Here is a 12,589-nt window from a genome sequence, read left to right as displayed (position 1 = left end):
ACCACCAGCCGACGGGTGTTCGGGCTATCGCGGCCTGTATACCAGCCAAGTGGTTTGCTGCCGAACAAATCTTCCAGAATCTCGGTAGCCTGGTGCATATGCTGGCGTTCTGTTGCTTCATCCAGATTCTGATAGTGGATCCAGCGCCAGCCGTGGCTCACAACGTCATAATCCGCCGCTTTTATCGCTGCCACGATTTCAGGGTTGCGCGCCAAAGCCATTGCGACCCCGAAAATACTCATGGTCAGGCCGCGCTTTTGAAACTCATTGTGGATGCGCCAGAACCCGGCGCGCGAACCATATTCATAGAGTGAATCCATCGACATATGACGATCAGGGAAACTCGCAGCACCGATGATATCTGAGAGGAATTGTTCAGAACCGGCATCACCATGCAGAACGTGATTCTCACCGCCCTCTTCGAAGTTGAGGACAAATTGCACGGCAACTCGGGAGTTATTCGGCCACTGGGCGTGTGGCGGATTACCGGCGTAACCTTTCATGTCACGCGGGTAATTCTCGGTAAAGTGATAGATTTTCTTTTTCGATACTTCAGTCATGGTTCGGTTCCTTATGAGCCGAGCCAGGAACATCAACTCAGCATGTCAAAACAGCCTGATAACGGCTTTGTATTCGGATACGCGAGGTCACCGTGTTTACTGGTTCCCAGTCTAAGAGCGATGAGGGACTCCACCATCTTCACCGCGGCAGTGACGCCATCAATGACGGGAATACCCAGTTCACTCGTCAGCTCCCGTGCCAGATTGGCCATTCCTCCACAACCCAGCACGATCGCTCCGCTGTTATCTTCTTTCATAGCTTGTATACAACGCTCGCGTACCTTCATCTGAGCAAGACCCGTGCCATCTTCTAAAGCCAGCACAGGTAAATCGATCGCATGGAGGGCGGCACAGTGATGTTCGAATCCATACTGGCGCAGCAAATGACGCGCAATAATCACAGTTCGCGGCAGAGTGGTAACAATAGAAAATCGAGTAGCAACGAGCGTGGCAACATGCATCGCCGCTTCTGCGATGCCGATAACCGGCCCGCTGGCAAGTTCACGTGCCGCCAATAAACCCGGATCACCGAAACAGGCGATGACATGGCCGCTAACACCCTGCTCTTTACCGCGCTTGATCTGCTCAAGAACACCGACGGCAGCAATCGCCTCATCAAAATGTCCTTCTATAGACTCCACGCCCTGTGTTGGGCAAACCGCGATAATTTCACTTGTAGGCGCGGCCACGCTGCGTGCCGCTTCGGCGATGGTGTGCGTCATCGCTACGTTCGTATTCGGGTTGATCACCTGGATTAAATGCTGTGCCATGCGTTAGTCTCCTTGCGTACCAAAAAGGCGGGCAAAGTCAGGAACCATCTCACCGCTGCGTTCAAAATGCAGGCTGGAAACGATATGTTCAAAGTGATGCTGCATCGCATGAGTCAGTGGCGCGAGGTCTTTTTTACGCAGCAGTTCCAATAGGTTGTCGTGGTCAACACAACGGCAGCCGCGCTGCCATGGCGCTCCCCATGTAGCAATAACTAAAGAAGATCGCTGTGTTAATCCGGTTACCATTTCAGTTAAAACCTGGTTACCCGAAATAGCCTGCAACTGGATATGGAATGCGGCTGATAAACGTATGGCGGCTGCGCCATCACCAATGTGATGTGCTTCATCTTCTTGTCTTATCAACTTTTCCAGCGCGACCAAATGCGGGGGTTGAAGATGATCCAATACGTTCACCAAATTTGCGCACTCGATCATTGAGCGCGTCTGAAAGATAGACTTCGACTCTTCTACACTCGGTGTGGCAACAAATGCACCACGTTTGGGCGCCATGGTGATCATTTGCACTGTCGCAAGACGTGTCAGCACTTTTCTGATTCCCGTACGACTCACGCCGAACACTTCCGCTAACGCTTCTTCGGGCAATTTACTTCCCGGTGGTAATTGATGTTCCACAATCGCATTCATCAGCGATTGCCAAATAAATTCTTCTTTATCCTGTAGTTCTGCCGGGGCCTGCGCCCTGAAATCATGCTTCATTACTTGCTCCTGCTGCCGCCTCACTCGCACATCTTGTATACAATATTAATTCATTATGTACACGATTAATACAAACCTGGCCTGTTTCCTGCAATTACGCTTACAGACAATCCGTCAGCATCTGTTTTTAATAGGAGCAGATATCATGCCAAACATTGAACACAACACGACTGCCATGAACGATAGCGCCAACGCTGGATACAGCCTGCGCCTGTGTAATGATGATCTGGCGCCAACGCGCAACCAGACATGGTCCTGGTACAATATTTTCTCTTTCTGGATGTCCGATGTACACAGCATGGGGGGCTATGTTGTTGCAGCTAGCTTCTTCACATTAGGGTTGGCGAGTTGGCAGGTGTTACTTTGCCTGTTGGTTGGGATCTGTATTGTGCAGTTGTGTGCGAACCTGGTTGCAAAACCAAGCCAGATGGCGGGTGTGCCCTATGCGGTTATTTGCCGCCAGGCATTTGGAGTGTTCGGCGCGAATATACCTGCCGTGATCCGCGGGCTGATAGCTTTCGCCTGGTACGGTATACAAACCTATTTAGCCGCGAACGCTTTAATGTTGGTATTACTCAAATTCGTGCCATCCCTTGCCCCAATGACTACGGGGCACTTCCTGGGGCTTTCCCACCTCGGTTGGGTTTGCTTCGGCATTATGTGGGCATTACAGGCGGCGGTGTTCTGGCATGGCATGAATGCCATTAAACGATTCATTGATATCGCCGGTCCGGCGGTTTACATCGTCATGATGGCTCTGGCAGGTTGGATTTTGTATCAGACCGGATTTGACGGTATTTCGTTTACGCTTGCTAGTAAACACCTCACTTCCGGCGAACAAGCGTGGCAGATGCTTACTGCAATCGCACTGGTCGTTTCTTACTTCTCCGGCCCGCTGTTGAACTTCGGTGACTTCTCACGCTACGGCAAAAGTATGCAAGAAATCCGTCGTGGTAACCGCTGGGGGCTGCCGTTCAACTTCTTGCTGTTCTCCATTGTTACTGTGGTGATTGTTTCCGGCACTCAATCGCTGTTTGGCAAAATGATTACCGACCCGATTGAAACCGTAAGCCACGTGGGTAATAGCCTTGCGATGGCGATTGGTTTGCTGACCATGATTACCGCCACGATCGGTATTAATATCGTGGCAAATTTCGTTTCACCTGCATTCGACTTTTCTAACTGTTCTCCGCAGAAAATCAGCTTCCGTACCGGCGGCATGATTGCCGCTGTAGGTTCTGTGCTGCTGACACCGTGGAACTTGTTCCAGTCTCCCGAACTGATTCACTACACGCTGGATGTCCTGGGATCGTTCATTGGGCCACTGTTCGGTATCCTGCTGACCGATTTCTACATCATTAAGCGCAGCAAAATTTATGTCGACGATCTGTTTGATGACACTTCAAAGGGTCGCTATTGGTACAAAGGTGGGTTCAATCCGAAAGCGATTCTGGCGCTGGTGCCGTCCGTCGCGGTTGGTCTGACAATCAGCTTTATCCCATCATTGCATGAAGTGGCAAACTTTAGCTGGTTTATCGGTGCATTTCTGAGCGCAGGTTGTTACCGCTGGCTGGCTCGTGCTGAAAAAGTCAGTGACGTGGCGGGATATACCGGACAGGTTGTCGTTTCGAAAGATTAAGCTTTAAAACGACGAAAGCCTGAATCATTTCTGATTCAGGCTTTCTGATTGTGGCGGAACGGACGGGACTCGAACCCGCGACCCCCTGCGTGACAGGCAGGTATTCTAACCGACTGAACTACCGCTCCGCGTTTTGTTCCCCGTCGGGAACGAGGCAGATATTACGTATTGCGCTCATGACCGTCAACGTTTTTTCTTATAAATCTAATCGCTTGCCGCTATTTTCACCCAAACGGTGATTTTTAATCCATTCGCGCTGTTTTTATATACGCCACAGACAACTTCCGCCCTTCTTTTCCACCAGATCAAGTCGCGACTCATGCGCTTCCAGCTCGGCATCAGTGGCCCGAATGATACGTACACCCGAACTCTGGCGTACAACACGCTGAATACCGTTGTCTCCACTACGCTGTTGAACGTCTCCTTCCATGGCAAACTTCAGCGAAGTTTGCCCGCCTGTCATCATCAAATAGACATCGGACAGGATTTGGGCATCGAGCAATGCGCCGTGCAGTGTTCGTTTACTGTTGTCTATTTCGTAGCGTGAGCAAAGAGCATCGAGACTGTTTCGCTTGCCCGGGAACATCTTACGCGCGAGTGCAAGGCTGTCCGTGATTTTGCAGAAAGTATTGGTTTTTGGGATATCGCGCTTGAGCTTACTGAACTCATAGTCCATAAACCCGATATCAAACGATGCATTATGGATGACCAGTTCTGCACCGCGAATGTAATCCATAAACGAATCAGCGACCTGGTCGAAAGTGGGTTTATCCGCCAGAAATTCGTCTGCGATTCCATGCACGCCAAATGCTTCCGGGTCCACCAGCCGGTCCGGCTTTAAATAGACATGGAAATTGTTGCCCGTCAGTCGACGGTTAATCACTTCAACCGCACCGATTTCGATAATGCGATGCCCTTCGTAGTGAGCACCGATTTGGTTCATACCGGTGGTTTCAGTATCGAGTACGATCTGTCGTGTAATTGCTGTGCTCATGGCGCTCGTTTATGTCAGACTTGGTTTTTTATTCACAGGAAGTCTACCAGAGATGCGTAAACAGGTAGAAATTTTCACCGATGGCTCTTGCCTCGGTAACCCGGGCCCTGGTGGGTACGGTGCCATTCTACGGTACAAACAACACGAAAAAATTTTTAGCGTCGGCTATCGTTTAACAACGAATAATCGCATGGAAATGATGGCGGCTATTGTAGCACTTGAGGCGTTAATTGAACCTTGTGACATTGTGCTCAGTACTGACAGTCAATATGTTCGCCAGGGAATTACCCAATGGATTCATAACTGGAAAAAACGTGGGTGGAAAACTGCCGACAAGAAACCCGTGAAAAATGTCGATTTATGGAAACGACTGGACGTCGCGCTGAGCGAGCACAAAATCAGTTGGGAATGGGTGAAAGGCCATGCCGGTCACCCTGAAAACGAACGCTGTGATGAACTTGCGCGTGAAGCCGCGACTAATCCATCTCTTGAGGATGTTGGTTATCAACCAGAGGCGACGAAACCTTAGTCGTTTCCTTAAACTGTCTGGTAGCGCCAACTGCCGAACGGATTTGCGTTTTCGCTGTTCGGCTTTTCATTGGATTAAGCGTAAGTGGCAATGTCCTCTTACGCGCCACAATGACGTGCATGCAACCCAGTGCAGGCAGGTGAGTACTCAACATTTTTCCACCTTGTTTACTCCAGGGTAAAACCTGGAAACTGCGTTGGTGCATAACTTCAAAATTCAACAATGCCAGCCAATCGAACATCCTCATCGGCGTAAACATTCGGCAATGATAGGGTGCGCGTTTGCGTATAAATGGCACTGTTTTACCTAAACCTAACAAACTCATCGGGTTGAAGCTGCTTAGAATTAGCCATCCGTCATCAATCAATACCCGGTCGGCTTCACGCAGTAATCGGTGAGGATCCTGGCACCATGGCAATGTATGAGCCAACATACATGCATCCACAGACTTCGCGGCAAAGGGTAAATGAAGTGGATCGGCATTCACCTGGAGCCTATCGCCTTGTAGAGCGACACTAACCTGGTGTGAAATGGCACACGCTTCAGTGTTAATTTCAGCGCTTAGGTTACCTATCTTCAATAGATGGAAACCGAACATTTTGGCAAGCCAGGGCTGGAGTTGGGTTTCCAACGCCTCACGATAGTACTCGCCCCAAGGCAGTTCTCCCCAATGATGCGGTGAAGTGAAATTTTCAGGTATCCTTGCCGGTTTCATCACTACCTTCTTAGCACAATTCAAAGAGGTTGAATTATGAATCTTAACAGTATTTCCGCGTTCCAGGATAACTACATCTGGGTTCTGAATGATGAGCACGGTAAATGCATCATTGTGGACCCGGGTGACGCTCAACCGGTGCTAAAAACGATTGAAGATAATCATTGGCAGCCAGAAGCTATTTTGCTGACCCACCATCACAACGACCATGTTGGTGGTGTAAAAGAACTTCTCAAAAAGTTCCCAGGCCTTGTGGTATACGGGCCAGAAGAGACACAAGATAAGGGAACGAACCGGGTAGTCAGAGACGGGGATAAGGTCAATATTTTGAAGTATGAATTTAGCGTTATTGCCACACCCGGTCACACTTTAGGACATATCTGTTTCTATAGTAAACCTTATCTTTTTTGCGGCGACACGATGTTCTCTGGAGGGTGCGGCAGACTTTTTGAAGGTACCGCTGAGAATATGTATGATTCTTTTCAAAAGCTTAACAAACTACCCGCAGATACTTTAATTTGTTGCGCACATGAATACACTCTATCAAACATGAAGTTTTCCTTATCTATCTTATCTGACGATGAAGAATTAAACCGATATTGTCGAAAAGTTAAGGAGTTACGTGCAAAAAACCACTCAACCTTACCCAGTTCTTTGGCAATTGAGCGCAAAATAAATTTATTTTTAAGAACAAATGACGTTGATTTAAAAGAAAAAATTAACAAAGAAACAAGCTTGCAACAACCACAGCAAATATTCGCGTGGTTACGGGCAAAGAAAGACGCATTCTAAATTTTCTGGTTGTGTTGTTGGAATGTGGAAGGTATTCTTGCTCGTCTTTTAAGCAACGATTGACACACACATGAAAGCAAAAGCGATATTACTCGCCACTGTTTTGCTTGTGGGGTGCCAGGCGTCAAGAAATGACGGCAACATCCAACAGCACGCACAGAGTCTGTCTGCAGCTGGTCAAGGTGAAGCAGGAAAGTACACGAGTACGCGATGGATGGACGATGGGACATACCTCGCAGATAACCAAAACTTGTGGAACTTCATTGGCGACGAGCTAAAGATGGGGATACCGGAGAATACCCGGATCCGCGAACAGAAACAGAAGTACCTTAAGAATAAGAGCTATCTCCACGATGTAACATTACGGGCAGAGCCGTATATGTACTGGATTGCCGGGCAAGTTAAGAAACGCAACATGCCAATGGAACTAGTACTGCTACCCATAGTGGAGAGCGCTTTTGACCCCCACGCTACATCATCTGCGAATGCCGCTGGCATCTGGCAGATTGTACCGAGCACGGGTCGTAATTATGGTTTAAAACAGACCAAAGCATACGATGCACGTCGTGATGTAGTGGCTTCAACCACTGCCGCACTTGATATGATGCAGCGTCTAAACAAGATGTTTGACGGCGACTGGTTGTTAACCGTGGCGGCGTACAACAGCGGCGAAGGTCGTGTACTGAAGGCAATGAAAGCGAATAAAGCACGTGGCTTGCCCACGGATTTTTGGTCGCTTTCACTGCCACGGGAAACCAAGATTTATGTACCAAAAATGCTGGCTTTGAGTGATATTCTCAAAAACAGCCAAAAGTACGGTGTACGTCTACCGACTACCGACGAAAGCCGTGCGTTAGCACGTGTAGAAGTTAGTGATCCGGTCGAACTTACGCAGGTCGCCGAAATGGCCGGGATATCGTTAAGTACGCTGAAAACGTTCAACGCAGGGGTTAAAACCTCGACGGTAGGCAAAAATCAGCGTTATGTAATGGTACCTAAAAAACATGCTGACCAGCTTAAAGCCTCTTTGGCTGCTGGTGAAATTGCAGCTGTACAGCCTACATTAGTTGCTACTAACAGCGCTAACGCAGGTGGCAACAAATCTTATCGTGTTCGTTCAGGTGATACCTTATCGAGCATTGCGACTCGCTTAGGTGTTAGCACTAAAGATTTGCAGAGCTGGAATGGCATTCGTGGCGCGAATATTAAAGTAGGCCAAACGCTTAGCGTCAAAAAAGGCGATGAGCGTTTAGCTAAAAACGATAGCATCACCTATAAGGTTCGTAGGGGTGACTCATTGTCGAGTATTGCGAAACGTCACGGTGTGAACATCAAAGATGTTCTGCGCTGGAACGATGATACTGACGATCTGAAGCCTGGCGATCAGCTAACGCTGTTCGTTGGTAATAACTCTACACCTGATACTTGATTGTTAATCATAGGAAAAGGCACCTTTTTAGGTGCCTTTTTTGTTTTTGGCTTACACTCGCTTGGCTTCAAGCATGATGATGTCGCTGGTGAACGAGCCATCAGTCTGCAATTCAAAGTAGCGTTGCACTTCATCTGACGCACTTTGCTGATACATACGAATAGCATCAGCCAGAGTTGTAGGTGTTCGCATCCGTGCAATCCAACTTGAGAACTCAAGATGCAAACGGTCGCATAACAAGTTTTGCGAGCTCAGGCCTGCATCATTAAACAGGCTCAACCATTCACCACTGGAATAATTACGCACATGAGAAGTATCGCGTAACGCTTCAACTGTCTGCAGCCAGATATCCAACACTGGATGGCCAGGGGACATCACGTCCATAAAGATAACGACCCCACTGGGTTTCAATACACGTTTTACTTCACGCAACGCTTTACCGACATCATGCCAGTGGTGAGCTGAATAACGGCTAATGACAACATCAAATGAGCAATCATCGAAAGGCAAGACTTCCGCATAACCCTGCTGAGTTACGACATTATTGAGTCCACGACTTTTAGTCGCCTCATTCACCACCACCAACATGTGATCCGAGAGATCATAAGCAACGACCTCCTTAACCTGCGCAGCAGCAATGAAGCTCGCGTGCCCTGCTCCGCATCCCATGTCGAGTAACCGGGCATGTGGAAAATCTGCCAGGCGTGTGCTGAGCCGCTCCAAATCGCGACCAGAAGCATGCACAGCGCTGGTCAGATAGGCACTTGCTTGTGAGCCAAATTGTTGGCCGACTTTGTCATGGTGAGATTGTGTTGTCATTGAAATGTCCTGGCAGTTGATTATAAGTAAGGGCAGCAGCGAGGTCTGCCCAGTGGCAGACCCTAACCAGCCTTACTTCTGCTAAGGTTTGCCGGGATGGAATTCGACTAGTAGAGGATTGTGATCGGACGCGCGAGTGACCAGAACTGAAGCTTCTGTGACGGTTAAACCACGATAAAACACAAAATCGAGTGGGCGGCCAAAGGCACGGCGACGATGGTCATCTGTAAAGCGTACTTCTCGTAGAGTCATATCACGGGCGAAGCGATAAAGTGCATTCATGCGTGGGCGACTCCAGGCATTAAAATCACCTGCCATGATAATCGGCCCGTTATGATGACCAATTTGGTCGCCGATTGGCCCGAGTTGTTTGCTGTAAACATCCACACCGAGACTGAAATTCACAGCATGAATATTAACGACCATCAGCAGGCGACCATCAGGCAATGGATACACAGTCACTAAAGCAGATTTTGACAGGCGTAAAATCGGCTCACGTTCGCGTAATGGGCAGCAATACACCGGATGCGCCGCAGACAACGTCATGACACCTGAAGGGTGCTGAGGCAATACAAATGCCGGAACCTGATCTGCGGCCAAATAATTACTGGTGGCAAAGTTCACTAGTTCAGGGGTGGTTTGCGCCTCTTGCAATAAAACCAGATGGGCATCTTTACCGAAGTTTTGCAGCACCGAAAGCCATTCAGCTCGCTGCTGCTTGAAGATATTCCATACCAATACTTTTAAGGACCCCTCGCTTGGCAGAGGTTCTCCTGGCGGCAATGCCTGACCGATAGTTGCAAAGGAGCCAGGAGGCAGAATACGTTCTGCTGGCTGGCCGGCAACATATCTCATGGCATAAGTATTTTTGCGCACGTTTTTACTAATGACCTCTGTAACCAAAGAAGCCTCCAAATCGAAGGCTGTCACTCAGTTATAGGGGCTTTAGTGTCGAGTTTCAACGACCAATTCAAACCATTGATGAACAAGACCGTAAGTATTTGCTAACAGCCTTGCTCGCGTCGATTAGTTAATTGCAACTTCACAACGTGTATCAAGACGACCACTTAAGTAAATCAGGAGCAATGCACCGGCAACAATAACTGCCCCAATCCATGGCGTTTGCGCCAAACCAAAGCGTTGCACTGTTTGGCCGCCAATAATCGATCCTAATGCTATCCCAACATTAAATGCGGCGATATTTAGTCCAGAGGCAACATCTACCGCATTTGGAGTATATTCCTCTGCTTTCTGCACCACGTACACCTGTAAACCCGGCACATTCCCGAAGGCAAAAATCCCCATGATTAACACAGTAACTAACGCCCCAATATGCGAGCTTGCTGTGAACTGAAACACGAGAAGCAATACGGTTAGTGCCGCAAAAATGAACTTTAACGCAGGTACGGCCCCATGACGGTCTGCAAGTTTGCCTCCCCAAATATTACCAATCGCAACAGAAACGCCGTAGCCCAATAAAATCCAACTGACTGCCGCCGGCGAATAACCCGCAAGGTCTTGCATCATCGGAGCCAGAAAGGTGAAGGCGGTAAACACACCACCATAACCCAGCGCAGTGATCGCATAAATGATCAGTAGGCGGGGATGGGTCATCACTTTCAATTGATCTTTCAGGCTAGCGACTGCTCGCATCGGAATATCTTTAGGAATCAGAACTGTACTGCTGATTAATGCAATAGCGCCGAGAGCGGATACCGCAAGGAAGGTTTCACGCCAGCCAAAATGCTGGCCGATAAACGTCCCAATTGGAACTCCTGTCACCAACGCAACGGTTAAGCCACCAAACATAATCGCGATGGCCGATGCCGCTTTTTCTTTGGGGACTAGGCTTGTTGCAATAGTGGAACCAATAGAAAAGAACACACCGTGCGCAAGACCAGTCAGCAGACGGGCAACAACCAATGTTTCATAGTTTGGGGATAGCCAGGCTAACAAGTTACCGGCGGTGAAGAGTGCCATTAGGCCAATTAGCAGCTGTTTACGTGGGAGTTTTCCTGTCAGCGCAGTCAATACAGGAGCACCAACGGCAACACCCAGTGCGTAAATTGAAACTAGCAGCCCGGCAGAGGGCAGCGAAATTGAAAGTTGCTCTGATATTGTTGGTACCAATCCAACAATAACAAATTCGGTAGTCCCGATTGCAAATGCACTGATTGTCAGTGCCCATAGTGCCAGTGGCATGATTAACTCCATAGTGGATGTCTTTTGATGACACGCAGTATGGCAAGGTGGTTAAATAACAAAAATATGCAAAATCTCAATACAATTTTGTCTCAGGAGCAATAATGAAAGCCACCTCTGAAGAACTGGCAATTTTTGTCGCTGTTGTGGAAAGTGGGAGTTTCAGTCGTGCGGCAGTGCAACTTGAACTGGCAAATTCAGCTGTAAGTCGCTCGGTAAAGAAATTAGAGATGAAATTGGGTGTGACATTGCTTAATCGTACAACGCGTCAGTTGAGCCTAACAGAGGAAGGTGAGCGCTATTTCCGTCGTGTACAGCAGATCTTGCAAGAAATGGCCGCCGCTGAAAATGAGTTAATGGAAACCAGGCAAAGCCCACGTGGTTTGCTGCGTATCGATGCTGCTACACCTGTAATGCTGCATCTTTTAATACCGATGATTAAACCATTCCGTGAACGTTACCCGGATGTGACGCTTTCGCTCATCTCATCAGAAACATTCATAAACCTGATTGAGCGCAAAGTGGATGTTGCGATCCGTGTGGGTATTTTGACTGATTCAACTCTGCGAGCCAGACCTCTTTTTACTAGCCGTCGAAAAATTATCGCGTCTCCGGAATATTTATCCCAGCATGGTATACCGCAATGTGCCGAGGACCTTCAGGATCATATTTGCCTAGGTTTCTCTGAGACTGAGAGTTTGAATAAATGGCCAGTCGCACAGGCAGATGGGCTGAGTTATGACATAACTGCGGGAATAACCTCAAATAGTGGTGAAACGCTTAAACAACTATGCCTGACGGGAAATGGTATAGCCTGCCTTTCTGACTATATGATTAATAAAGAAATAGCTGAAGGAAAATTCGTCGAACTACTGGTAGATAAACTGCTGCCAGTTGAAATGCCCTTTAGTGCGGTGTATTACAGTGACCGGGCCGTCAGTAGTCGTATTCGAGCGTTTATTGATTTTCTAAGTAACCATGTTCAACAGCCCACGAAGAAGCTGTAATAAATAAGCCTGCGCTTGTAAATTACTTTGTAAATCTCGTGCGTGGTTGACAAAGGAATGACTACGTAACCAACTTTATTGCCTTGTCAAAACAATAGATAAATACTTTGTGAATTTTAGACAAGAAAAAAGCCCTGAGTCTAAAAGACTCAGGGCTTAATAAGTGGCGGAACGGACGGGACTCGAACCCGCGACCCCCTGCGTGACAGGCAGGTATTCTAACCGACTGAACTACCGCTCCACCGAATTTCTTTACTACCACCAGATGTCACACTTCTGGCTTTTACTGCTTTGAATTTGGAGCCTGGCAGTTCCCTACTCTCGCATGGGGAGACCCCACACTACCATCGGCGCTACGGCGTTTCACTTCTGAGTTCGGCATGGGGTCAGGTGGGACCACCGCGCTAGTGCCGCCA

13 protein-coding genes, 2 tRNA genes and 1 rRNA gene are annotated in these 12,589 nt (G+C 48.3%); 5 read left to right on the top strand and 11 right to left on the bottom strand.

The features are described from left to right. The 3 genes from VJY99_RS11980 to VJY99_RS11970 all read right to left on the bottom strand — a co-directional run. On the bottom strand, window positions 1–560 hold a 560-nt coding region (locus VJY99_RS11980), incomplete at its 3' end, for a polysaccharide deacetylase family protein (protein WP_324118699.1). Window positions 561–592: 32 nt separating this feature from the next. Beyond that, on the bottom strand, window positions 593–1,330 hold the full coding sequence (gene hpxA / locus VJY99_RS11975) for an allantoin racemase (protein WP_324118697.1): 738 nt from the start codon (window positions 1,328–1,330) through the stop codon (window positions 593–595). Window positions 1,331–1,333: 3 nt separating this feature from the next. Then, entirely contained in the window at window positions 1,334–2,047 is a 714-nt protein-coding gene (locus tag VJY99_RS11970) for a GntR family transcriptional regulator (protein ID WP_324118695.1), read from the bottom strand. A gap of 145 nt (window positions 2,048–2,192) precedes the next feature. Between VJY99_RS11970 and VJY99_RS11965 the strand changes: the two genes are divergently transcribed. After that, window positions 2,193–3,686, top strand: a complete 1,494-nt coding sequence (locus VJY99_RS11965; RefSeq protein ID WP_324118693.1) for an NCS1 family nucleobase:cation symporter-1 — start codon at window positions 2,193–2,195, stop codon at window positions 3,684–3,686. 51 nt (window positions 3,687–3,737) lie between these two features. Here VJY99_RS11965 and VJY99_RS11960 read toward each other — a convergent pair. After that, window positions 3,738–3,814, bottom strand: a tRNA-Asp gene (locus VJY99_RS11960). A 134-nt stretch (window positions 3,815–3,948) separates the two neighbouring features. Then, the gene (gene dnaQ / locus VJY99_RS11955) at window positions 3,949–4,680 is read right to left on the bottom strand and encodes a DNA polymerase III subunit epsilon (RefSeq protein WP_324118691.1); all 732 of its coding nucleotides are present in this window, start codon (window positions 4,678–4,680) and stop codon (window positions 3,949–3,951) included. Between dnaQ and rnhA the strand changes: the two genes are divergently transcribed. Beyond that, on the top strand, window positions 4,634–5,209 hold the full coding sequence (rnhA, locus tag VJY99_RS11950) for a ribonuclease HI (RefSeq protein ID WP_324118689.1): 576 nt from the start codon (window positions 4,634–4,636) through the stop codon (window positions 5,207–5,209). The two genes, dnaQ and rnhA, sit on opposite strands and share 47 nt — an antisense overlap. On the opposite strand, the gene VJY99_RS11945 is transcribed toward rnhA, so the two are convergent. After that, entirely contained in the window at window positions 5,157–5,924 is a 768-nt protein-coding gene (locus VJY99_RS11945; RefSeq protein ID WP_324118687.1) for a class I SAM-dependent methyltransferase, read from the bottom strand. The genes rnhA and VJY99_RS11945 overlap by 53 nt on opposite strands. Window positions 5,925–5,960: 36 nt before the next feature. On the opposite strand from VJY99_RS11945, the gene gloB reads away from it, so the two are divergent. Both gloB and mltD read left to right on the top strand, forming a co-directional pair. After that, window positions 5,961–6,716, top strand: coding sequence for a hydroxyacylglutathione hydrolase (gloB, locus tag VJY99_RS11940; RefSeq protein ID WP_324118685.1), 756 nt, complete (start codon window positions 5,961–5,963; stop codon window positions 6,714–6,716). 70 nt (window positions 6,717–6,786) lie between these two features. Further along, on the top strand, window positions 6,787–8,145 hold the full coding sequence (mltD, locus tag VJY99_RS11935; protein WP_324118683.1) for a murein transglycosylase D: 1,359 nt from the start codon (window positions 6,787–6,789) through the stop codon (window positions 8,143–8,145). A 51-nt stretch (window positions 8,146–8,196) separates the two neighbouring features. Here mltD and VJY99_RS11930 read toward each other — a convergent pair whose 3' ends face one another. The 3 genes from VJY99_RS11930 to VJY99_RS11920 form a co-directional block, all read right to left on the bottom strand. Then, window positions 8,197–8,964: a class I SAM-dependent methyltransferase gene (locus VJY99_RS11930; protein WP_324118681.1), complete on the bottom strand. Its 768-nt coding sequence runs from the start codon at window positions 8,962–8,964 to the stop codon at window positions 8,197–8,199. A gap of 81 nt (window positions 8,965–9,045) precedes the next feature. Further along, on the bottom strand, window positions 9,046–9,840 hold the full coding sequence (locus tag VJY99_RS11925; protein ID WP_324118701.1) for an endonuclease/exonuclease/phosphatase family protein: 795 nt from the start codon (window positions 9,838–9,840) through the stop codon (window positions 9,046–9,048). A 150-nt stretch (window positions 9,841–9,990) separates the two neighbouring features. After that, window positions 9,991–11,166: an MFS transporter gene (locus tag VJY99_RS11920; protein ID WP_324118679.1), complete on the bottom strand. Its 1,176-nt coding sequence runs from the start codon at window positions 11,164–11,166 to the stop codon at window positions 9,991–9,993. Between the two features lie 104 nt (window positions 11,167–11,270). Here VJY99_RS11920 and yafC point away from each other — a divergent pair, with 104 nt between their 5' ends. Next, window positions 11,271–12,173: a DNA-binding transcriptional regulator YafC gene (gene yafC, locus VJY99_RS11915; protein WP_324118677.1), complete on the top strand. Its 903-nt coding sequence runs from the start codon at window positions 11,271–11,273 to the stop codon at window positions 12,171–12,173. Between the two features lie 164 nt (window positions 12,174–12,337). Here yafC and VJY99_RS11910 read toward each other — a convergent pair. Together VJY99_RS11910 and rrf are read right to left on the bottom strand one after the other, a co-directional pair. Further along, a tRNA-Asp gene (locus VJY99_RS11910) sits at window positions 12,338–12,414 on the bottom strand. 61 nt (window positions 12,415–12,475) lie between these two features. Continuing rightward, window positions 12,476–12,589, bottom strand: a 5S ribosomal RNA gene (gene rrf / locus VJY99_RS11905); the annotation flags it as partial.

The sequence above is a fragment of the Buttiauxella sp. genome (genome assembly GCF_035271705.1).
Classification (GTDB): Bacteria; Pseudomonadota; Gammaproteobacteria; order Enterobacterales; family Enterobacteriaceae; genus Buttiauxella.
This window is presented reverse-complemented; position numbering and strand designations above follow the sequence as displayed.

What these genes read in the sequence shown, in the direction of transcription:
- gloB (WP_324118685.1), top strand. Translation starts at nt 5,961, where the DNA reads ATGAATCTTAACAGTATTTCCGCGTTCCAGGATAACTACATCTGGGTT.
- VJY99_RS11945 (WP_324118687.1), bottom strand. Translation starts at nt 5,924, where the DNA reads ATGAAACCGGCAAGGATACCTGAAAATTTCACTTCACCGCATCATTGG.
- VJY99_RS11920 (WP_324118679.1), bottom strand. Translation starts at nt 11,166, where the DNA reads ATGCCACTGGCACTATGGGCACTGACAATCAGTGCATTTGCAATCGGG.
- VJY99_RS11965 (WP_324118693.1), top strand. Translation starts at nt 2,193, where the DNA reads ATGCCAAACATTGAACACAACACGACTGCCATGAACGATAGCGCCAAC.
- yafC (WP_324118677.1), top strand. Translation starts at nt 11,271, where the DNA reads ATGAAAGCCACCTCTGAAGAACTGGCAATTTTTGTCGCTGTTGTGGAA.
- mltD (WP_324118683.1), top strand. Translation starts at nt 6,787, where the DNA reads ATGAAAGCAAAAGCGATATTACTCGCCACTGTTTTGCTTGTGGGGTGC.
- dnaQ (WP_324118691.1), bottom strand. Translation starts at nt 4,680, where the DNA reads ATGAGCACAGCAATTACACGACAGATCGTACTCGATACTGAAACCACC.
- hpxA (WP_324118697.1), bottom strand. Translation starts at nt 1,330, where the DNA reads ATGGCACAGCATTTAATCCAGGTGATCAACCCGAATACGAACGTAGCG.
- VJY99_RS11930 (WP_324118681.1), bottom strand. Translation starts at nt 8,964, where the DNA reads ATGACAACACAATCTCACCATGACAAAGTCGGCCAACAATTTGGCTCA.
- VJY99_RS11970 (WP_324118695.1), bottom strand. Translation starts at nt 2,047, where the DNA reads ATGAAGCATGATTTCAGGGCGCAGGCCCCGGCAGAACTACAGGATAAA.